The sequence below is a fragment of the Bifidobacterium biavatii DSM 23969 genome (assembly GCF_000741165.1).
Taxonomy (GTDB): domain Bacteria; phylum Actinomycetota; class Actinomycetes; order Actinomycetales; family Bifidobacteriaceae; genus Bifidobacterium; species Bifidobacterium biavatii.
The window spans coordinates 1-22,266 of sequence record NZ_JGYN01000009.1; the positions used below are offsets into that span (position 1 = coordinate 1).

The 22,266-nt window shown below is 64.0% G+C and carries 16 protein-coding genes and 1 pseudogene; 14 read left to right on the forward strand and 3 right to left on the reverse strand.

What is annotated here, in order from left to right; all coding sequences use genetic code 11:
- The 6 genes and pseudogenes from BBIA_RS14395 to BBIA_RS04355 form a co-directional block, all read left to right on the forward strand.
- Window positions 1-288: pseudogene (locus BBIA_RS14395) on the forward strand (hypothetical protein); the annotation flags it as partial.
- The gene (dxr, locus tag BBIA_RS04335) at window positions 285-1,466 is read left to right on the forward strand and encodes a 1-deoxy-D-xylulose-5-phosphate reductoisomerase (RefSeq protein WP_033493119.1); all 1,182 of its coding nucleotides are present in this window, start codon (window positions 285-287) and stop codon (window positions 1,464-1,466) included. The pseudogene BBIA_RS14395 and the gene dxr, both read left to right, overlap by 4 nt.
- 179 nt (window positions 1,467-1,645) lie before the next feature.
- Window positions 1,646-2,854: a flavodoxin-dependent (E)-4-hydroxy-3-methylbut-2-enyl-diphosphate synthase gene (ispG, locus tag BBIA_RS04340; RefSeq protein WP_033493121.1), complete on the forward strand. Its 1,209-nt coding sequence runs from the start codon at window positions 1,646-1,648 to the stop codon at window positions 2,852-2,854.
- Between the two features lie 336 nt (window positions 2,855-3,190).
- Window positions 3,191-4,900: an alpha/beta hydrolase family protein gene (locus tag BBIA_RS04345; protein ID WP_033493245.1), complete on the forward strand. Its 1,710-nt coding sequence runs from the start codon at window positions 3,191-3,193 to the stop codon at window positions 4,898-4,900.
- A gap of 134 nt (window positions 4,901-5,034) precedes the next feature.
- Window positions 5,035-5,766, forward strand: coding sequence for a DNA repair protein RecO (gene recO, locus BBIA_RS04350; protein WP_033493123.1), 732 nt, complete (start codon window positions 5,035-5,037; stop codon window positions 5,764-5,766).
- Between the two features lie 5 nt (window positions 5,767-5,771).
- The gene (locus tag BBIA_RS04355) at window positions 5,772-6,563 is read left to right on the forward strand and encodes an isoprenyl transferase (protein ID WP_033493125.1); all 792 of its coding nucleotides are present in this window, start codon (window positions 5,772-5,774) and stop codon (window positions 6,561-6,563) included.
- 304 nt (window positions 6,564-6,867) lie between these two features.
- Here the strand turns inward: BBIA_RS04355 and BBIA_RS04360 are convergent, their stop codons facing one another.
- The 3 genes from BBIA_RS04360 to BBIA_RS04370 all read right to left on the reverse strand — a co-directional run bounded on the left by BBIA_RS04360 (window position 6,868) and on the right by BBIA_RS04370 (window position 11,391).
- Window positions 6,868-8,445 (reverse strand): glycoside hydrolase family 32 protein, encoded by a 1,578-nt coding sequence (locus tag BBIA_RS04360; protein ID WP_033493127.1) that lies wholly within the window; start codon window positions 8,443-8,445, stop codon window positions 6,868-6,870.
- 239 nt (window positions 8,446-8,684) lie between these two features.
- Window positions 8,685-10,016, reverse strand: a complete 1,332-nt coding sequence (locus BBIA_RS04365) for an MFS transporter (protein ID WP_033493129.1) — start codon at window positions 10,014-10,016, stop codon at window positions 8,685-8,687.
- A gap of 331 nt (window positions 10,017-10,347) precedes the next feature.
- Window positions 10,348-11,391, reverse strand: a complete 1,044-nt coding sequence (locus BBIA_RS04370; RefSeq protein ID WP_033493131.1) for a LacI family DNA-binding transcriptional regulator — start codon at window positions 11,389-11,391, stop codon at window positions 10,348-10,350.
- Window positions 11,392-11,701: 310 nt separating this feature from the next.
- On the opposite strand from BBIA_RS04370, the gene BBIA_RS04375 reads away from it, so the two are divergent.
- The 8 genes from BBIA_RS04375 to BBIA_RS04410 all read left to right on the forward strand — a co-directional run bounded on the left by BBIA_RS04375 (window position 11,702) and on the right by BBIA_RS04410 (window position 22,240).
- Entirely contained in the window at window positions 11,702-13,249 is a 1,548-nt protein-coding gene (locus BBIA_RS04375; protein WP_238548436.1) for a sugar transferase, read from the forward strand.
- A gap of 127 nt (window positions 13,250-13,376) precedes the next feature.
- On the forward strand, window positions 13,377-14,825 hold the full coding sequence (locus BBIA_RS04380; protein WP_051923775.1) for a tyrosine-protein kinase domain-containing protein: 1,449 nt from the start codon (window positions 13,377-13,379) through the stop codon (window positions 14,823-14,825).
- Complete coding sequence (locus tag BBIA_RS04385) at window positions 14,822-16,135, forward strand: glycosyltransferase (protein ID WP_081891999.1); 1,314 nt, start codon at window positions 14,822-14,824, stop codon at window positions 16,133-16,135. Before BBIA_RS04380 ends, BBIA_RS04385 begins: the two co-directional genes overlap by 4 nt.
- The gene (locus BBIA_RS14800; protein ID WP_238548437.1) at window positions 16,132-18,006 is read left to right on the forward strand and encodes a glycosyltransferase; all 1,875 of its coding nucleotides are present in this window, start codon (window positions 16,132-16,134) and stop codon (window positions 18,004-18,006) included. Before BBIA_RS04385 ends, BBIA_RS14800 begins: the two co-directional genes overlap by 4 nt.
- Window positions 18,003-19,187, forward strand: coding sequence for a hypothetical protein (locus BBIA_RS04395; RefSeq protein ID WP_152600503.1), 1,185 nt, complete (start codon window positions 18,003-18,005; stop codon window positions 19,185-19,187). Before BBIA_RS14800 ends, BBIA_RS04395 begins: the two co-directional genes overlap by 4 nt.
- Entirely contained in the window at window positions 19,184-19,786 is a 603-nt protein-coding gene (locus BBIA_RS04400) for a serine acetyltransferase (protein WP_051923776.1), read from the forward strand. Before BBIA_RS04395 ends, BBIA_RS04400 begins: the two co-directional genes overlap by 4 nt.
- Window positions 19,787-19,803: 17 nt before the next feature.
- Entirely contained in the window at window positions 19,804-21,096 is a 1,293-nt protein-coding gene (locus BBIA_RS04405; RefSeq protein WP_241512777.1) for a glycosyltransferase family 4 protein, read from the forward strand.
- A gap of 10 nt (window positions 21,097-21,106) precedes the next feature.
- Window positions 21,107-22,240, forward strand: a complete 1,134-nt coding sequence (locus BBIA_RS04410) for a polysaccharide pyruvyl transferase family protein (protein WP_033493133.1) — start codon at window positions 21,107-21,109, stop codon at window positions 22,238-22,240.
- The last annotated feature ends 26 nt before the right edge of the window (window positions 22,241-22,266 follow it).

The window sequence follows — 22,266 nt, forward strand, 5'->3', positions numbered from 1 at the left end:
TCCGCCGCGACCGAGGCTCCCGCCGTCAACCGCGAGTCCGTGCCCGCGCCGTCCGCAGCATACGCTGCGCCCGTCGTGCAGCAGGCTCCGGCAGCCCCGGCCGCCCAGCCGCAGCAGCCGCAGACTCCGGTCCAGCCGCCAGTCGTGCAGCCTGCAACCACGACCCAGCACGACGCCGGACTGCACACGCTGTTCCCGCAGATCGAAGAGAACATCGACGTGGAAATCCCGGATCTGTCCTTCCCGTCGCTGTACGGCGACGACCAGCCGAAGAAGAAGGCGCAGTGAACCAGCTCAAGACAGTCGTCATCCTCGGATCCACCGGATCCATCGGCACGCAGGGACTCGACGTCATCGCGCGCCACCCCGAACGCTTCGTCGTCACCGGCCTGGCAGCGGGCGGTGCGCACGTCGACCTGCTCGCCCGGCAGGCGGCGCAGTTCCACGTGCCGCAGGTCGCCGTGTATGACAAGACGGCCGCCCAGCCGTTGCGCGAGGCACTCGACGCGGCCGGCGCGCGCGACACCACCATTCAGGCCGGTCCCGAAGCCATCATCGAACTGGCCGGTAGCGGCGCCACGGTTGTGCTCAACGGCATCACCGGCTCCATCGGCCTCGAACCGTCCATCGCCGCGCTCAAGGCCGGCTCCCAGCTGGCGCTCGCCAACAAGGAGTCCGTCGTGGCCGGCGGCCACCTGCTGTTCGGCGCTCAGACGCGCGACGATCAGATCAACCCGGTCGACTCCGAGCATTCCGCGATCTGGCAGTCGCTGCGCGCCGGCACGCACGCCGAGGTTAGCAAGCTGGTCGTCACCGCGTCCGGCGGACCGTTCCGCGGGTGGAAGCGAGCCGATATGACCGGCATCACGCCCGAACAGGCGCTCAACCATCCGACGTGGCACATGGGTCCGGTTGTCACGATCAACTCGTCCACGCTCATGAACAAGGGCCTTGAGGTCATCGAGGCGAGCCGTCTGTTCGACATTCCGCCGGAGCGTATCGACGTGACTGTGCACCCGCAGTCCATCGTGCATTCGATGGTCGAATTCCGAGACGGCGCGACGATCTGCCAGGCGTCGCCGCCGGACATGCGCCTGCCGATCGCGCTCGGACTGTCCGCGCCGGACCGTCTCGGCGACGTCGCGGCCGCCTGCGACTGGACCAAGGCTGCGCAATGGACGTTCGAGCCGCTCGACGACGAGGCGTTCCCCGCCGTGTCGCTCGCCCGCCACTGCCTTGCTGCCTCGGAGAAGCACACGGCGGTGCTCAACGCCGCCAACGAGCAGGCCGTGCACGCGTTCCTCGAACACCGACTGCCGTATCTCGGCATCGTCGACACGGTCAAGGAGGTGCTTGACGAGATGGACGCCGAACTGCGCGGCGCGCCGCTGTTCGCATCCGTGGAGGAAATGAGCCAAGTCGAGCTGGAAGCCCGCCGCCGCGCGGACGATCTGATAAACAGGTAAACGGCTTCTTGTGGTTCCGCCTGCCGCGCTTTGCCGTGCATGCAGCAGGGGAGCTGGCTCGCACAGCGAGACCGAGGGGTAGTCACACCGGTCGTCCGGGTTTTGGCTACCCCTTCGTTATGTGGACATGTTGTCGTATGAGGTTCCTCGGCTGACACAGGCCGAGCGAAGAGAAAGGCATGAGCTTGAACACCGCCGAGAAACCGTTCCGCAAAACCGGCGATCCGGTCGAACTGACCAGCGAATCGCCGCTGCATCCGCGCCGCAAGTCGCGCCGCATCATGGTCGGCCCCGTGCCGGTCGGCGGGGGAGCGCCCATCAGCGTGCAGTCGATGACCAACACGCTCACCGCGAACGTGCCCGCCACGCTCCAGCAGATCGCCGAACTGACCGCCGCCGGCTGCGACATCGTGCGCGTTGCCGTGCCGAGCCAGGACGACGCGGACGCGCTGCCGGAAATCGTGCGCAAGTCACCGATCCCGGTCATTGCCGACATCCACTTCCAGTCCAAGTACGTATTCCAGGCCATCGACGCGGGCTGCGCGGCCGTGCGCGTCAACCCGGGCAACATCCGCAAGTTCGACCAGGTCGGCCCGGACATCTGCAAGGCGGCTACGGACGCGGGCATCAGCCTGCGTATCGGCGTGAACGCCGGCTCGCTCGACAAGGACCTGTACGCCAAGTACGGCGGGCCGACGCCGGAGGCGCTGGTCGCGTCCGCGCTCAAGGAAGCCCGCATGTTCGAGGACGTCGGCTTCCACGACTTCAAGATCTCCGTCAAGCACCACGACGTGATCACCATGGTGCAGACCTACCGCCTGCTCGCATCGAAGGGCGACTGGCCGCTGCACCTCGGCGTCACCGAGGCCGGACCGGCATGGCAGGGCACCATCAAGTCGTGCCTCGCGTTCGGCGCGCTCCTGGCCGAGGGCATCGGCGACACGATCCGTGTGTCCCTCTCCGCGCCGCCGGTCGAAGAGGTGAAGGTCGGCTGCAAGCTGCTCGAATACATGGGACTGCGCCCGCGCAAGTTCGACATCATCTCCTGCCCGAGCTGCGGCCGCGCGCAGGTGGACGTGATCCAGCTCGCCTCCGCCGTGACCGAAGGGCTGAAGAACATCACCGCGCCGATCCGCGTGGCCGTCATGGGCTGCATTGTCAACGGACCGGGCGAGGCGCGCGAGGCCGATCTCGGCGTGGCGTCCGGCAACGGCAAGGGCCAGATCTTCATCAAGGGCAAGGTCGTCAAAACCGTGCCCGAGGACCAGATCGTCGAGACGCTGCTTACGATCGCCAACGACATCGCCGCGCAGATGGAAGCGGACGGCCAGGTGCCGGCCGGCTCCACCGGACCGGTCGTCGTGCCGATCCAGCATCCGAACCGGTAGGAGCGGTACCGCGCTATGCGCGGTGCTGTCTTATTTGGCACGATGTGCCATGACGCTCCCTCAGTCAGCCTACGGCTGACAGCTCCCTCAGCCAGGCCGAGCCGTCAAGCAAACGCCGGAGGCGTTTGCAGGCGAGGAGCGAGCGGTAGCGAGCCAGCAACACAGTCAGCCGAAGGCTGTCTATAATTGCAGGACGTCGAGGCTCCGCCAGCATTGATGGCATCGAACGAACAACAGGGTTAGGCATTAGATGCAGGGATGGAACGCGTGACGCAGCGGGAGAAGACGGGGGAGTCGACGCAGCCGGCGCAATCGTTGGGCATCGGGCGCAGGCTCATGCTGCGCGTGCCGATTTTCGTGATCCTGCTCGGCATCCTCGTCTACGTGTCCAACGCGACGACCGTATCGTGGAACAACGAGCCGACCGGGCAGACCATCGCATCGCTGTCCGCCGACACCGCCGTCACGTTCGACAATCCGCGCCACGTCACGCTGCATCAGGTCGGCGACTACGACGTGACCGAACGTACCATGTACGTCACGGCCACGCGGCCCGCGACCGGCGAGAAACAGCGCATCCGCGTGCTCATCCGCGAACCGCAGCAGGCGACGGGCGGCAATGATGCGGACGGCGGCGACGGTGCGAACGACTCGCAGTCCGGGACGACCGCGCAATCGTCGCTCGACAATCTGCCCGGCGTCGTCTTCATGCACGGAGCTGGCCACGGCGGCACGCCCGACGACTCGTTCGGCGACGTCGCGACCGCAATGGCGTCGGCCGGATTCGTCACGGCCGTGATCGACAAGCCGATCTGGTCCACGAACGACGTGACGCGCGACTATCCCGCGTCCGCCGCCGCATACGACCAGGTCGTCGAACTGCTGCGCGGGCTGAACAACGTGGACTCCGCGCACGTCGGCATCTACGCGACCAGCGAATCGACGTGGATCTCCTCGTATCTGCTGAAACTCGACCCCGACATCGCGTTCCAGATCCTGCTCAGCCCGATGGTGTACACGCCGCGGCATTCGCTCGGATTCCTCGCCGCGCAGGACTTCGCGCTCGTCGGTGCGAACGATGGCTATCAGTCGATCGTCCGGCGTGTGTTCAGCGCGGACGCGACCGTGATCGGCCTGACCAACTTCGACCTTCCCGACGTGCCGAACGCGGCCGCCTACTCCATCCCCACGTTCGTCGCCTACGGGTCCAAGGACGTGATGACCGCACAGGTCGAAGGCACCGAAACGATCTTCGACCTTGCGCGGCGGGCCGGCAACACGAATGTGACCGTGCGCGCCTATCCGATTGCGAACCATGTCATGCGGCTCGGCAGCGACGAGGAACCCGGCACGCCGTTTGCCGACGACTACACGCGCGACCTGACCGACTGGGCCGCGGGCACCGTCGTGGGACTTGCACAAACCAGCGAACGCGTCGCCGGCGACTCGCTCTACCAGTCGATCGCCGTACCCGACGACCTGACCGCGCGCCGCGGCATGACCGTATACGGGCTGATCCTGCACGCGTCGATGATCATCATGCTGTTCGTCGACCTGATCACGACGATCGCGGCCGCAACCGTCACGCTGCGCGCGCGGCTGGGCCGCCGACGCCGGCGCAACGCGCTCGGCTTCGCGCACGGATTCGGCAACGCGCTGCTCACCCTCACCCTGACAACGCTGGCGACGCTGCTCCTGTTCGCCGCCGGACTCGGACAGGTCGTCATGGGCGTGGTGCGGCTCGCCTGGGGCAGCGCGCCCGCCGACGATCCGGGCATCATGCGCTGGAGCTGGCCGGTCATCCAGATCGTGTGTACGCTCGTCGTGTGGGCGTGGAGCGGCGTGTTCGCACGGCTCATCGAAGTGGCCGCCTCGCGCGGCATTCTGCAATGGCCGCCGCGGGCCGGCTCAATCCGCGCCGTGGTCAGCGGGCGCGAACCGGTGCTCGCCTCCACGCGGCTCGGACGCGTGCTGTTCTGGATCACCGCGGCGACCATGCTGACCGTGCTGCTGTTCTTCGCATTCTGGGGACTGTTCGTCTACTGAGTGCGGGCCACTGCAATATGTCATTTCGAGCGAGGCGAAGCCGAGTCGAGAAATCCTACGGAACCAAGCAAGAGACAGACAAGAGACAGAACGGACGCAATCAAGACGAGACAAGTCGGAAAGGAGCCATCCGCATGCCGCTGTACCGCGACGAAGCCGTCGTCCTGCGCACCGCCAAACTCGGCGAGGCCGACCGCATCATCACCATGCTCACGCGCTCCAACGGCAAAATCCGCGCCGTCGCCAAAGGCGCGCGCAAGGTCAAGTCGCGCTTCGGCGCACGGCTCGAACCGTTCATGCGCGTCGACGTGCTCGTCGCCGTCGGACGCTCGCTCGACGTCGTCTCCCAAGCCGAATCGGTCGCCGCCTACGCCGCGCCCATCGCCGCCGACTACGACGCGTACGTGGCCGCCAACGTCATCGTCGAAACCATCGACCGGCTCGTGCCTACCGAACACGAACGCGTGCCGGCACAGTACCGGCTGCTCATCGGCGCGCTCAACGCGCTCGCCAAACACGCGCACGCGCCGCAGACGATCGGCGACTCGTACGTGATGCGTGCGCTCGCGCTCGCCGGCTGGTCGCCACGGCTCGTCTCGTGCGTCGTGTGCGGGGAACCGGTCGGCACTCCCGCGTGGATGTCGGTCGCGTCCGGCGGTGTGATGTGCGAACGCGACCACACGCCCGACGCATACCGGGTCGAACCGACTGTGCTGCGCCAGTTCACGGCGCTCGTGCGCGGCGATTGGAGCGTGCTGGACGGGCCTACCGACGGTGCGCTGCTGCCGGCCACGCGACGGCTGGTGGAGGAGTGGAGCGAGTACTACATGGAACGGCCGATTCGTTCGCTGCGCTTGCTAGATTAGCGGGTATGGCTTTTGAGAACGTCGACTACACGTCGCTTGACATTCCGGCGGCGCCCTTTTCCGATCCGTCCATCATCCCCGATTTTCCGAAGAACAAGGTACCCCGCCATGTGGGCGTGATCATGGACGGCAACGGCCGGTGGGCCAAGCAGCGCGGCATGATCCGCACCAACGGGCATCAGGCCGCCGAACCGGTGGTGTTCGACACGATCGCCGGCGCGATCGAGGCGGGCGTGCGCTACCTGTCGCTGTACACGTTCTCGACCGAGAACTGGAAGCGCAGCCCGCAGGAAGTGCGCTTCCTGATGGGCTTCTCGCGTGAGATCATCCACCGCCGCGTCGCGCAGATGGACGAGTGGGGCGTGCGCGTGCGCTGGTCGGGCCGCCGGCCGAAGCTGTGGAAGTCGGTCATCGACGAGCTGGAGGTCGCGCAGGAGCGCACCAAGAACAACAAGGTCATCGACGTGGTGTTTTGCATCAACTACGGCGGACGCGCCGAAATCGCGGACGCGTGCGCGGCGATCGCGCGAGAGGTGCGCGACGGGCGCATCTCCGGCGACCGCGTGACCGAGAAGATGATCGCCGATCATCTCTATCTGCCCGACGTGCCCGACTGCGATCTGGTGATCCGCACGTCCGGCGAGCAGCGGACCAGCAACTTCCTGCCGTGGCAGGCCGCCTACGCCGAGCTTGACTTCGTGCCCGAGCTGTTCCCCGACTGCGGGCGCGAGGTGCTGTGGCGGTCCATTGATCACTATATCCACCGCGACCGGCGGTTCGGAGGAGTGACCAAGTAGGGGTTGCGTGGCTTTTAACGCGACGGGTTCTGACTACCCCTCAGTCACTTCGTGACAGCTCCCCTGACAAGGGGAGCCGAGAAAAGAAATGTGGCAGTCTCAACCCGATAAAGTGGTAAAGGTTGCAAGTTTTCTGGTTCCCGGGATTTGGGCTGACAATCCCGGGAACTGAAAACCTCACAATAACGAACAAAGGCCGGAACCACATTGGCGTGATTCCGGCCTTTGACATGTTCATATGAACACGCTCCAGTTCCCGGGATTTTTCGCAGGAAATCCCGGGAACCAGAACTGAGCGGGGAGACTACTCCAGCCCAATGGACTTGAGGTGGTGGATCTTGAGAGCGTCCACCTTCAGCGACCCGGACTCGGCGACCAGCTTGACCGCGCGCGGGCCTTCAGAGGCATAGGAGTAGGAGCTCAGCACCTGATGGCCGTGGTTCACGTACACCTCGACCGAACCGCGGTCCACGAACACGCGCAGCTCCAGCTTGCCGGTCAGCTCGTCCGCGTCGAGCGGGGCCGCGCGATAACCGCGGTCGCCATTGCGCATCGCGCCGCGGTCAAGCACCACGCGGCCGATCTGCTCGTCGAATCCGATCGCCGTGTACGCGCCGTCGCCGGTCGCATGCACGCGCAGGCCCGCACGCTCCGCGGTCGACGCGTCCAGGTCGATCGTCATCTCGATCTCCACGGCCTCGGCGTCGTCCAGCAGCACCTTCTCGCCGTCCTGCGGCAGTTCGACCGCGCCGAAATCGATCGTGTCCTCGCGCAGGCCTTCGACCTCCGCGACCGGTGCGGTGTGAATGTCGCCGCAGCGCGAACCGAGCGTGATCTCGCGGGGGAGCGTGAGCTGGCCGCACCAACCGTCGTCTTGCATCGGGACCGGCTCGATGAACGGGCTCATCCAGCCGTACATGATCTGACGGCCCGTGCCCGCGACCTCATCGGTGTCGCCAGGCACCGTGTTGAACGACTGCGGCGCGTAGAAGTTGTGTCCGCAGTCCCACAGGCGGAACTCGGATTCCGGCACGAACGCTTCGCCCGGCGTCCACGAGCCGATCATGTAGCCGGCGGCCGACGTGCTGTGGATTTCGAAGCCGCGCTTCTTGGCGCCCATCGCGGAGAAGCCGATGACCCACTTCTCGTTGCCCTCGGTGTCGCGGATCGGGAAGAAGTCCGGGCATTCGAGCATGAACACGTTCGGATCCGGGTGCTCGAACAGCACGGTCTTGAACGTCCACTCGACCATGTCGTCGGACTCGTACAGCCACATCTGACCGCGCTTGTCGGCCGAGCTCACGCCGAACGTCATCCACCACTTGCCGGCGGTCTTCCACACCTTCGGATCGCGGAAGTGATGGTCGACCTTGTCGGTCGGGCAGTCGATGAGCATGCCGCGCTTGGTCTCGTGCGTCAGGTTGTCGTCGTCCGGCTCGGCGAGCATCTGCACCTGCCAGTCGCCGCCCGTGTTGTCCTTGCCGTTCCACCAGCGGTGGCCCGTGTAGTAGAACTTCAGCTTGCCGTCGTCGCCGATCACCGCGGAGCCGGAGAACACGCCGTCCTTCTCCTGTTCGAGGCTCGGGGCGAAGGCGACCGGTTCGCGGCGCCACGTGACCATGTCGTCGGAGGAGACGTGACCCCAGTGCATCGGGCCCCACTGGGCGCTGTACGGGTGCAACTGGTAGAAGACGTGCCAGCGGCCCTTGTAGTAGCTCAGGCCGTTCGGGTCGTTGATCCAGCCGGCCTGCGAGGCGATGTGGAACTTCGGGTACCAGCGGTCGTTGCGGGTTTCGGCCAGCTTGGCGAGGCTGGCGTTCGCCTTGGCGAGTTCGGCGTCGTGGTCGCGGATCGGGGTGAGGGTGGGTTCGAATGCGCTCATCGTTGAGTGTCCTTTCCTTGTGTGCGGCGGTTCCGGTCGAAGCCGGGAAGGCCGCTGATTTGGATTGTAGGTGGTTTTTGTTGGGTTTGGGGAAGGCGGCGAGTCCCGCCGGCCGGGTCCGGGTTATGGCGCGGGCCGAGCCGACAAGGGGACGCGGGATTCGCCGCCTGTGATGGCGTCCGGGCTAGAAGGGGGAAAAAGCCCGGACGCCAAGTCTTGTGTGCGGCGCGCCGTCGGTGTCAGGCCTTGGCCGCGGCCATCGCGCGCAGCTGGCGGTCGGTGTGGAACGGGTCGCCGCCGACATCCTGATCGTCCTTCTTGATGACGAAGAAGCCGTAGATGAGCGCCGCGAGCACGATCAGCGAGATCAGCCAGAAGGTGACGCGCGAGCCCATGTCGTTGTTCGGCAGCAGCGTCTTCATCTGACCGTGGAACCAGCCCAGCGGCGCGGAGAAGACGATCTGGCCGACCTGCGATGCGATCTGGAAGCCGACCATGTACAGCGTGGCCGACAGCTTGGTGTCGAAGTGCAGCGTGAAGTAGCGGAACGCCGGCAGGCAGAACAGCGGCACTTCGATGGAGTGGAACAGCTTGACGATGGAGACCATGACCGGGTCGTGGAACACGCCGCACAGACCGATGCGGGCGAACATGACGAACGCGCCGAGCAGCAGCGAGTTGCGCACGCCGATCTTGCGCATGATGATCGGCACGACGCCCATCATCGCGGATTCGAGGAAGACCTGGAAGCCGTTGAGCGTGCCGTAGGTGGCCTGGCCGATTTCCGGCGTGGCGAACAGGTTGCGGTAGTAGACGGGGAAGAACTGCTGGTCGAACACGACGTAGAAGGTGTTGGTGAACAGCATGAATACGACGAGCACCCACAGGGTCGGCATGCCGAGCACGGCGACCATTTCCTTGAACGACGGGCCGGACTTCTCGGCCTGCGGGTCGGCGGCCTTCTGGAGTTCCGCCTTCTGCTCGACGGGCACCCAGAACGCGTAGATGCCGAGCATCGCGAGGCCGCAGATCGAGCCGACCCAGAAGTTGATCATCGGGTTGACGTTGAACATGAAGCCGGCGCACAGGGCGACGATCGCGTAGCCGAAGGAGCCCCACGCGCGCGACTGGCCGTATTCGAAGTTGAACTTGCGGCTGTATCGCTCGGTGACGGCCTCGAGCAGCGAGCAGGCGGCCATGAAGCCGGATGACAGCACGATCGCGCCGATCAGCGCGCCGATCCAGCGCACCGCGCCGCCGGCCATGAGCATCGGATGGTAGACGAACTGGACGAACGGGCCGACGAGCGCTGCGATGACGGAGATGACGATCACGAGGTTGCGCTTGATGCCGAGCTGGTCCTGGATCGCGCCGTACGCGAACATGATGAGCATGGTCGCCACGGAGTTGATGGAGTAGATCCAGCCGATTTCGGTGTCGCCCAGGTTGAGCGATTCAAGCCAAATGCGGAAGAACGACCACCACACGCCCCACGAGCAGAAGAACATGAAGATGCCGAACGAGCTTTGCAGATAGGAGGGGTTCCTCCATGCACGGTTTTGTGCTGCCATTGTTTCTCTTTCCCCCGAGACGGCCCGCTGCCGCGCGCTCCGTCGCCGTACCGTGTTTGTTGGATACTGCCGTAGCGGTTTGCGCTTGCGGGCTTCCGTGCCGCTCGTGCATGTGCGCTACACTTACAATGATAGAACGTCAAACGATTTACGTCAATCGATTGACGTACGGCGTGTCGTATTGCTGCGAGAGAGATGCAACGTTGCGCCGACGACGATCCCGACCGCCGGGATTGCGTGACGACGATGGACGCGGCGCGCGCGTCTGATACGGGTCGATGGTGCCGACGGTGTCGGCTTGGTTGGCGGACGTCGTCGGCCGGCACTGGGGTCAGCCGCGCACGGACCCCTTTTCGATCAGCGTGCAGTGGATCTTCGCCGGAATCGGCGCGTCCAGCGGCGGCAGGGGAGCGGTGGTCTTCGGCAGGGCGACATCCGCAAGATCGCGGTCTTCGATGAGCGACACGAGCTTCATCGTCGCCCAGTAGCCCATCTCGTAATGCGGCAGCTCGACCGTCGTCAGCTGCGGATAGAACGTCTCCGCGAACACGCGGTGATTGTCCACGCCGACCACGGAAATGTCGCGGCCCACGGTCAGTCCGCGCCGGGCCGCGCATTCGTACACGTACCATGCGCGCGCATCGTTGAAGCAGAAGAACCCGTCCGGATGCTCCCGGTCGAACAGGTCGCTCACTGCCTGCAGCGCCGGCCCGTTGTTGAGCACGCTGATCACGAGTGACTCGTCGTACGCGCGTCCGGCGTCCTCGAGCGCCCGGCGGTATCCTTCCGCGCGTCCAGTCTGTGCGATCATGTTCTCCGCGCAGCCGACGTATGCGATGCGTTCGCAGCCGGCCTGAACAAGCCGCGTCGTTGCGTCGTATGCGATGCGGAACTCGTCCGGTTCCACGCTCGGATAGACACCGGCGCGATCGGTCGCGTCCACGAGCACGAGCGGATAGTCGCGCAGCACGTCCGGCACGTCGGCGTACCGGTTGGACATCTTCGCGTACATGAACCCGTCCACGCCGTAGCGTTTGAGCGCGGCGATCTCACTGTCCTCGTTCGCGCGCCCCTCTGTGTTGACGGTGAGCAGCATGTAGCCGAGCGCGCTGGCCGCGTCCTGCGCGCCGAGAATGATGCCGCCCGCGTACGGCGTGGTGGCGATCTGCTCGCTGACGAAGCCGAGGATGCGCGTCTTGCCGGTGCGCAGCGAACGCGCGAGCGGGTTGGACTTGTAGCCGAGCCTCGTCGCCGTCTCACGTATCGTCGCGGCGATTTCAGATTTGACGCGGCCCTCGTCGCGATGGTTGAGCACGAGGGACACGGTGGATACCGAAACGCCGGTTTGTTTCGCGATTTCCTTCATCGTCGTCATAGGTCAAACGATACACCGATGATGTTCGATTGCGGACGCGCGGCGGTGCGATCGCGGCGCGTGTCGTGGAGGCGCTTTCGCACATCGCGGACGCTTGTTTCGGAGTGAGGCAAGTGTGCGAACGTATTCGCTGAATAATATAAAAACGTGACACGTTTCACAAAAGAATTCTTTGAAAATGATGGCAATACGGCGTTTATGTCACGACACGCTGCTATCGCGCGCGTGTAGGGCTCCCGATACCATGGATAGGCCCCTTCCTCTTGAGGTGTATGGGGTGTGCAGTAACTAGGAGAGGAAGGTGCTCGAAGTGGCTGCTGACAAACCGGTTCGATACGCGTCCGGCATTGCCGAAGACTTCATGGACGCGGCCCAGCGGAGGCTCGCCCGCACCCTGTACTGGCGATCCATGGTCAATGTCATGTTCATGGTCGCCGACGCGCTGATGTACGTGATTGCCGTGGTCGCGGTGCAGATGATTCGCGGCGATCTGCGCGATCTGAGCGCTGCTCGCGTGGACTGGTCGATCCCCATGGTCGCCGGCGTGCTGTGCGCGGCCATCATGTGGGTGATCAGCCTGTCTGTCGCCGGCATCTACCACCGCCACGTCATGGGCGACGGATATCAGGTCAACGTCATGATCCTCAAGGCCGGCATCATCTGCTGGTTCATCCAGTGCGCGCTCAGCTTCGTCACCGACATCGACCTCGCCCTGACCGGGCTCAACCTCGCGCTGGTGTTTGGCGTGGTGCTCACCATGGTCGAACGCATGGCGCTCAGACCCATCATCGCGCGCCGGCGGGAACGCGGCATGTTCTCCTACGCCACCGCCGTGGTCGGCTCCCCCGAAGGCATTCGCGACACGCTGCGCTTCCTCGGGCAGCGACAGCAGCTCAACTACCATCCCGTCGTCGTCTGCCCCATCCGCTGGAACGAACGCGCCAAGCGTATCGAAGCCGACCGCTCGTACGACGCGGCGGACTTTGCCGCGGACGGAACCCCGGTCGCCATCATCGAATACGCGTCCACCCGGTTCACCGGCAAACTCGCAGAAGCCGGCGTGCAGACCGTGATGGTCTGCGACGTGCTCCACCGCTTCTCCGACGCGTTCAACACGTTCTCCGTACGCGTGGAATCGATGGGCATGGAGGTCGCGCTCATCACCTCCGCCGCGGACGCCGCCGGCCATGAAACGCAGATCCGCTCCATCCAGGACACCACCATCCTCACGCTGCGCCTGCCCCAATACTCGGTCCCCACCCGCGTCGTCAAACGCATCTTCGACGTGGTGCTCTCCATCGTGGCGCTCGCCGCCTCGGCCATCGTCACCGTTCCGGTGGCCATCGCCATCAAGCTCACCGACGGCGGCCCGGTCTTCTACACCCAGAAGCGCGTCGGCCTGCGCGGCGAGCCGTTCAACATGATCAAATTCCGCTCCATGGTCGTCAACGCGGATGCGCTCAAGGCACAGCTCGCCAAGGAAAGCGGCCAGGAAGGCCGGTTCATCTTCAAAATGAAGGACGACCCGCGCATCACCCCCGTCGGCAAGTTCATCCGCAGGTTCTCCATCGACGAACTGCCCCAGTTCATCAACGTCCTGCGCGGCGACATGTCCATCGTCGGCCCGCGGCCGCCGCTGCCGGAAGAACACGAACGCTACAACCAGATCTACGCGACGCGCATGCTCGTCAAACCCGGCATCACCGGCCCATGGCAGGTATCCGGGCGCTCCGACCTGAGCGCCGAGGAAAGCGAGCGTCTCGACGTCTCCTACGTGCAGAACTGGTCGATCGTCGGCGACATCGTGCTCATGATGCGCACCGTATCGGCCGTCGCCATGCAGCGGGGAGCGTACTAGCGCATCGCACAGCATCGCACGGCATGCACCGACCCATCCGAACCGCGCCACCGGCACCGGCGGCCCCAACGACCTTCAACGAATCAACGACATGCAACACGGAACCCGCAACAGTAAGGAACAGCAAGTGACCATCGCAGACATCCTCCAAACGCTGAAAAAGCACCTCGCGGCGGAACTTGTGGTGCTGCTCGTCGTACTGGCCGGCGGCTTCGTCTACGTCAGCCGTCAGACGCCCCAGTACACGGCCACCGCGCAGATGTTCGCCAGCTTCAACCACAACGTGAGCAGCGGCGATTCCAAAGACACGCCCACGCCCGGCTTCACGCAAATCCAGTCCGAATCCGACTACGTGACCTCCATGCTCGGCACGCTGCCCACGCTCGTCACCACGCCGGCCGTGCTCGACCCGGTCATCGACCAGCTCAAGCTCGACACGACCGCGACCGCGCTCGCCTCGCGCATCACCATCGGCACGTCGTCCTCGTACTTCGTGAACATCGCCGTTAACGACACCGACGCGCAGCGCGCCGCCGACATCGCCAACGCGGTCGGCGAAAGCCTCAAGACGCAGCTGTCGGACGATTCGTACAGTTCCGAAAAAACGTACGTGCTCAGCTACCTCAACCTGTCCGTCGTCAAGGAGGCCGTTGCGCCCGGCGCGCCCAGCTCGCCCAACGTCAAGTCGTTCATGTTCAAAATGGCGCTCATCGCGCTGGTCGCCGCGGCCTGCGTCGGCATGGCCATCGACGTGCTCGACAACCGCCTGCGCCAAATGGCCGACCTGCAGCGCATCGCCGACGCGCCCGTGCTCGGCACCGTCATGAAGGACCCCGAATTCCGCGCCGACAAGCCCGTCGTGGTCGCCAACCCCTCCGGCAGTGCCTCCGAAAGCATTCGCCGTCTCGCGCTCAACCTCGCATTCATCTCGCCCGACCGCACCAACCGGTCCAACGTGATCGTCATCACCTCCAGCGGCGCCAACGAAGGCAAAACCACCATCGCCGTCAACCTCGCGGCCGCGCTCGCCGAAAACGGCGCCAAAGTGCTGCTCATCGACACCGACCTGCGCAAGCCGTCCGTCGCCAAGCATCTCGGCCTCGACGGCACGGTCGGCCTCAGCCACCTGCTCACCGGACAGGTCTCTTCGTCCGAAGCCATCCAGCAGTACTGGAAGCCGAACCTGCACATCCTGCCCGCCGGCGAACAGACCACCAATCCGAGCATCCTCATCAACTCGAACGCCATGAAGACGCTGCTCGACAAGGTCTCCGGACTGTACGACCACATCATCGTCGACACCACGCCGCTACGAGTCGCCAACGACGCCGCCGTCTTCGCCAAGGACGGCGCGCGCATGCTGCTCGTCGCCAGCCAGGGCGTCACCATCAAGCGCCAGCTCAGGGACGCCGTGCAGGAACTCGCCATGATCGACGTGACCGTGGTCGGCTCGGTGTTCAACCAGATGCAGGCGCGCAAGGGCGGCGACGATTACTACTACTATTACAGCTACTCCGGCAAGGGGAAGGGCCATAAGGGCCTCGAACTGCCGTCGTTCGGCAAGGACAAGTCATGAGCCGGGGCAAGGGCCAAAACACTGGTCGTGCGGGCCGGGACGCCAGCCGGGACACGGGCCGCACGCGCGTGCTGCTCATCCAGGAGGCCATGGGCGGCTGCGGACGGCACGTGGTCGATCTGGTCAACGGACTCGACCCGGAACGCTTCGACGTGACCGTGATCTACGGCACGTCGCGCATCGACGACTACTACCGCGCCGCACTGCCCGGCATGTCGAAGCACGCGCGCATGATCCCGTGCTCCGATCTCGTGCGCGACATCAGCCCGAAGCACGAGATGCGGGCGGTGCTGACCGTGGCGCGCGTCATGCGCGAATTCCGCCCCGACGTGGTCCACTGCCACAGCTCCAAGGCCGGCGTGATCGGACGCGCCGCCGTGGCCATGTGCGGCCGGTTCTACGGCGTCAAACGCGTGTTCTACACGCCGCACGCCTACTCGTTCCAGGCGCCCGAATTCAGCGGATCCAAGCATTTGGTGTTCGTGGCGCTGGAACGCTGGATGAGCCGGCGCATCACCGACACGACGTTCAACGTGTCGTCGGGGGAGCGGGACGCCGCGCTCGCCAAGCACGTCGACCGCCCGGACAAGTTCGAGGTCGTGTACAACGGCATCGCCGACGAGCCGGTGCCGTCACGCGCCGAAGCGCTTGCGGCGCTGGGCCTGGCCGACGTGATTCCGGACGGCGCGCCCGTGGTGGGCGTGACCGCGCGACTGGTCGAGCAGAAGGATCCGATGACGTCGCTCGGCGTGGTGCGCCGGGTGATCGCGCTGCGCCCGGACACACACGTCGTGTACGTGGGCGACGGCCCGTTCGAGGACGAGATGAAACGCTACTGCGCGGCGCACGGCATCAGCGACCGCGTGCATTTCGCCGGATACCGCACCGACGCCGAGCACATCGTCGCCGCGTTCGACGTGTACCTGCTCACGTCGCTGTACGAGGGCATGCCGTATTCGCTGGTCGAGGCGCTGCGCGCCGGCGTGCAGATAGCCGCGACCGACACGGCCGGCAACGACGAGATCGTGCAGCCGATGGTCAACGGCATGCTGTTCCCGGTCGGCAACCCCGACATCGGCGCGGGCGTGGTGGTCGACCTGATCGACCATCCGCTGCCGAAGCAGCAGGTGCGGCAGACGTATCTCGACCGATTCACCGTGGACCGGATGCTGGACACGATCAGCGCGCATTATCTGGGGGAGACCACGGCCGACGGCGGCGACGCTGCGAACGACGGCGCCGGCGTTGCCGTTGACGGCGACGCTGTGGATGAGGCTGATGCTGCGAACGACGGAAAGGACCCGCGATGATCCTGTTCAAGCTCTGGTACCACTTCACCGGCCTGCTGCTCAAGGCGCTGTACAAGCTCGTGTACGGCCGGCACATGCGCTGGGGGCGCAACTTCCACATGCGCAAGGGCTTCCAGGCCACGTGCGACCGCGCGGACGGTGGACGCACCGGCGACATCGTGATCGGCGACAATGTGTTCTTCAACAACGGCTGCGCCGTGCACGCGATGGAGTCCATCACCATCGGCAGCGAGACGATCTTCGGTGAAAACGTGCGCATCTACGATCACAACCACCGTTTCGCCGACCCGACGCTCGCCATCAAGGAACAGGGGTATTCGACCGCTCCGGTGCATATCGGCTCGCACTGCTGGATCGGCTCCAACGTGACCATCCTCAAGGGCGCGCGCATCGGCGACAACTGCGTGATCGGCGCCGGATGCGTGATCAGCGGCGACATTCCGGCCGGATCCGTGGTGCGCGCGGAAACCACGCTGCACATCGACCCGGTGCGTGCTGCCCAGCCGGCCGAGGGGACGCCCGGTGCTGTCGATCCCGCCGTCTCAGCCGTCGCCGAGGCTTCTTCCGAGGCTTCCTCCGCGACGCCGACTCCCGTGTCTTCCTTGCCTTCCGCGGCCCAGAGCCCCACCCGAGTGCTCGTGCTCGACACCGTCATGGACCGCGGCGGCGCCGAAACCATGATGATGAACTACCTGCGCCACATGGATCGCAGCAAGGTCACCTACGACTTCCTCGTCAACCGCGACTACCGGGCCGCCTACGAGGACGAGATCGAGGCGCTCGGCGGGCGCGTGTACCGCATGTGCCCGATGTACCCGCAGTACTTCGGCCGATACAAGAAGGAGATCCGAGCGTTCCTCAAAGCGCATCCCGAGTATCGCATCGTTCACTCCAATCTCGAGGAGCGCAGCTACTTCGGTCTGCGCGAGGCGGCCAAGCTCGGCGTGCCCGTGCGCATCGCCCACGCACACAACCGTCCCGTCGGCTTCGACGTGAAGTCCGTGTTCCGCGAATACTTCCGCCTGCGCCTGCCGCGCTACGTGACGCACATGTTCGCATGCGGCGAGGAGGCGGGCGACTGGCTGTTCGGCGCGAAGAACCGCGGTCGCGTCATCCAGCAGCGCAACGCCATCGACACGTCGCTCTACCGGTACGATCCGGCGGTCGCCGCTAAAGTGCGCGCCGAATTCGGAGCGGCCTCCGATACGTTTGTGCTCGGCCATGTCGGCAGGTTCTTCCCTCAGAAGAACCACGAGTTCCTCATCGACATCTTCGCCGCGCTGCACAGGATCCGCCCGAACAGCGAACTGTGGCTGGTCGGCGGCGGCGAACTGAACGACGAACTGAAGAACCGCATGCGCGAGAAGGTCTCCTCGCTTGGTCTCGACGACGCGGTCCGGTTCCTCGGCGTGCGCTCGGACGTGAACCGCATCATGCAGGGCATGGACGCGTTCGTGCTGCCCAGCCTGTTCGAGGGACTGCCCGTCACCATGATCGAAGCGCAGGCCGCCGGTCTACCGTGCACGATCTCCGACCGCGTGCCGGTCCAGTGCGACGTCACCGGCAACGTGCAGGTCGTGGCGCTGGATGCTGCCCCCGAAGAGTGGGCGAAGCGCATCCTCGCGCAGGCGGAATCGTATTACGGGGGCGATGCGACCGCTACCGGTGATGGTGCTGCGTACGCGGCCAAGCGCGGGCGCGGTCCGGAACTGGTCACCAAGACCGGTTTCGACATCACGGCCAATGCCGAGTGGCTGCAGCGGTTCTATCTGGACGAACTGGCCAAGGCGGAGCGTGGTTCCGCGGCGGAACGCGGTTCGGGACGGGGAAGCGTCCATTCGACCGCCCATACGGGAACGAGCCGCCGATGAGCTTCGTTACCCCAGCCGCCATTCGCGGCATGACTCGCACGGAGCGTCGCCGGCGCAAACTCGCCCTCGAGACGCGCAACAAGAATACGCTGCTCGCGCTCGTCGTGCCGGTGATGATCGCCGCCAAGATCATGGTGGCGTACGTGCTGCCGCCAAAGTACTTCTACGACAACAACCGTATGCTCATGATGATGCTCGGCACCGCAGGCGATCGTGCATGGGGCGGCAATTACGAGATCGCCGCGAACCTGTTTCGCAGCATCAATTTCGCCGATCTGCGAACCATGGTCGATTGGTCGATCTGTTTGGGCATCGTGTTCACCGCATTGGTGGTGCTGATGATCCTGCGAGCCGACGCGCCTGACTTTCTGCAGTCGCTGTTCATCCTCGCGACCGTCGGCCTGCTCAACATCTACATTTTTACGATCGGCAAGGATATCATCCAGTTTTCGTTCTTCCTCGCCGTGTACGCGGTGCTGTTGCTGCCGATCAATAATTCGCTGGTCAAAATGCTGCTCAGCTGCGGCGTGCTGTATTACGAGAGCACGTTTTTCCGCGCGTACTACATACTCATCGCCGCGCTGATCTTCGCCGTATACGTGATTCTCATGTTCTTCCGCAGTCGCAGCCAGCTGGGATTCGTCTCGCTGCTGGTGATCGTCGCGCTGCTGTTCGCGGTGATCTACGCGATGATGGTGGCCTCGCAGAGCATGATGCCGGACGAATACCAGCAGATCATGAATCTGCGCGCCGGGTACGACATCGCGTTCGGCGACAGCGCCGATTCGGCGACGCTGATTCTGAACCTCATTCCCGGCGACGGTCTGCCGCTGTTCATGGTCAATTACGTCATCAACGCGTTCCGCATGATGATTCCGATCGAACTGGCCATGCGCGGCGCCTACTATCTGCCGTTCTTCGCGTTCCAGTGCATGGTGACCGCATACATGGTGAACCTGCTGCGCCAGATCAACAGGATCAACGATCCCACGCTGTTCCTCGCATTGTGCGTGTTTCTCGGCTATGCGCTCGGCTCGTTCATCTTCGAACCGGATTTCGGTTCGTGGACCCGGCATGAGGCCGCCACGTTCCCCGTGCTGCACCTGCTGGTGCTCAACCGGTACCAGAAAGTGCCGCTCACCCAAGAGGAGCGTCTGCTCGTGAAAGGACTCGACTCATGAACGTCATCGAGCTGATTCGTTCCGACTGCTTCCGTTATGCCGCCGCATCCTCGCGCAAGGACATGCTGAAAACGCGCATGATCCAGGAAGGTTTCCGGTACACGACAATGCTGCGCAAGGCCTTGGCTCATCGCACTGGCCCGCTGCACGTGTGGTATCGATTCCGGTTACTGAGACTGTCCAAAAAGACCGGTTTCCAGATCGGATACGGCGCTCATGTCGATGCCGGACTGTTCATCGGCCATCGCGGTACGGTAATCGTGAACGGCGAGGCCCGGCTCGGCAGCAACGTGAACCTGAGTCCCGGCGTGGTGATCGGACAGGAGAACCGCGGCCGTCGCGCCGGCGTGCCGCAGATCGGCAATCGCGTGTGGTTCGGTTCCAATGCGGTCGTGGTCGGCGGCATCCATATCGGCAACGATGTGCTCATCGCGCCGAACGCGTACGTGAATTTTGACGTGCCCGACCACAGCATCGTCGTCGGCAATCCGGCCCGCATCATCCATCGCGAGAACGCGACGCAGGGCTATTGCCACAATCTCGTCCCCGAACTGGTTCCCGATGAAGAGTATTCCGTAACGGAAGGAGGCGCCCGATGACCAGTCCTCGGCAGTCTGTGCACGTCGCCTTCTTCTCCGGCGACATCACCCGCTCCGGCGGCACCGAAAACGTTTCGATCATGCTCGCCAACGCCCTAGTGTCTGAAGCCTTGCTGCCTGAGACAAGCAGTCAGGAAGCTGGCGGAGCCTCGGCCCCCTCGGCTGGGCCGAGCCGTAAAGAAAACGCCGGAGGTGTTTTTAGGCGAGGAACGAGCGACAGCGAGTCAGACAATGCCGCGCGTAGCGCGTCCGGAATTGCAGAACGGGCTGTCAGCCATAGTCTGACTGGGGGAGCGTACACTCAGCCACCTTTGAAGCTCAGCTTCATCAGCCTGTTTGAAGAGAACCCGAAGCCGTTCTTCCCAATCGACTCGCGCGTTACCCGCCACACGGTCTACCCGACCGTAACCCACGGCATCCAGCACTATTTCGATACCGTCAGGCGCTTGAAAACCATCGTCAAGGAACAGCGCGTCGATATCCTCGTCGACATCGACGGCATTCTCGACATGTATTCGCTGCCGCTCAAGCGTTCCACCGGCGTCAAGGTCATCTCCTGGGAGCATTTCAACTATCACCAGAATCCCGGTGTGCCCTACCGCAAGCTCACCCGTCGTTGGGCCGCCCGCAAGGCCGACGCCATCGTCACGCTCACCGAAGCGGACAGGAAGCTGTACGAGTGCAACACGCATCCCAAGTGCCCGGTCATCGCCATCCCCAATCCGATGCAGCGGATCACGCCCGAACCGGTGTACGACGTGGACTCCCGCACCATCATCAGCTCCGGCCGTCTGACCTACCAGAAGGGCTTCGACATGCTGGTGGACGTCGCCGCGCGCGTCCTGCCGCAGCATCCCGACTGGCGGTGGCTGATCCTCGGCGAAGGCGAAGACCGGCCGATGCTCGAGCAGAAGATCACTCAGGCGAATCTCGGCAAGCAGCTTATCCTCACCGGCCGCGTCGACAATATGGCCGACTACTACCGCAAGGCCGCCATGTTCGTCATGACCTCCCGTTTCGAGGGGCTGCCGATGGTCCTGCTTGAGGCCAAGGCCCACAAGCTGCCCATCGTCAGCTTCGACTGCGAAACCGGCCCCGCCGAGATCGTGACCGACGGTGTGAACGGTGAACTGGTTGCCCCCGGCGATATCGCCGACATGGCCGGCCGCATCGACCTGCTGATTGACGATGAGGAACGCCGTGTGCGCTATGCGATACATGCGTGGGATGATGCGGATCGATTCAGCAAAGCTTTGATCGTTCGCCAATGGTCGGCATTACTGAACAGTCATGCCATATGTGAGAAGTAAGGATAAGAACATGACAAAAAACGTAGCGTTGATCACTTACCATGCAGCACACAACAACGGCTCGTTCCTGCAGGCATTCGCCACGCAGCGCAAAATCCAGCAGCTTGGCCATAAGTGCGATATCATCGACTTCTCCACGCCCAGGCAGCAGTACCTGTACGACGTATACAAGAAAGTGTCGGGACCTAAGGACGTGCTGAAGAACGCCTACGCGCTGTTCCATCACAAACTGATCCAGCGTCGCCACGACGACTTTGACCGGCTTATCCATTCGGCGTTGTCCCTGACCCCGAAATTCTACGAGGACCTTTCGCAGATGGGCGATCTGGAAAACCAATATGACGTGTTCGTCTCCGGCAGCGACCAGATCTGGAACATGGACGCATGGGACTACAGCGACGCCTACTTCCTGTCGTTCGTATACGACAAGCCCAAGATCTCCTATGCGTCCAGCATGGGCGGGCATATCCTCGACAAGCGCGGCGACAAGGAACTCGCAGACCGATACAGCAAGTTGTTGGCCGATTATTCCGCGATTTCCGTTCGCGAAAGAACTGCGCAGGAATATCTCATGCCGATCATCGACAAGCCGGTCACGCAGGTCATCGACCCGACGTTGCTGCTGAAGCAGGACGACTACACGGACATCACCGCGCCGCGACTGGTCGACGAGCCGTACATCTTCTACTATGCGATCGACTCGATCGAACTGAACGACAGCGCAGCAAAGGCTGTGCAGCGGTATGCGCAGTCCAAGGGGCTGCCCGTCTACGTGATGTTCACCGGCAACAAGTCGTACGGGCTGAAGAAGTACGGATTCCACCTGCTAGAGGTTGCCGCGCCGAACCACTATCTGAGCCTCATCAAAAACGCCGAGCATGTGCTCACCGCGTCCTTCCACGGCACCGCGTTCTCGATCCTGTTCGAAAAGCAGTTCCATGTGGTGCGTGGCAAGCGCAACGGCAAGGTCAACATGGACGACCGCATGAGCTCGCTGCTGTCGACCTGCGGACTGGACGATCGCAACCTCATCGAAGGCGAAGCGTGGAGCGACGCCATTGTCGACTACGGCATGGTGCGGCCGCGACTGGACGTCGAACGCCGACGCTGCTCCGATTTCCTCGAAATGGCATTGAACAGCTGAACTGCCGAACCGCCGAACAGGCGAAC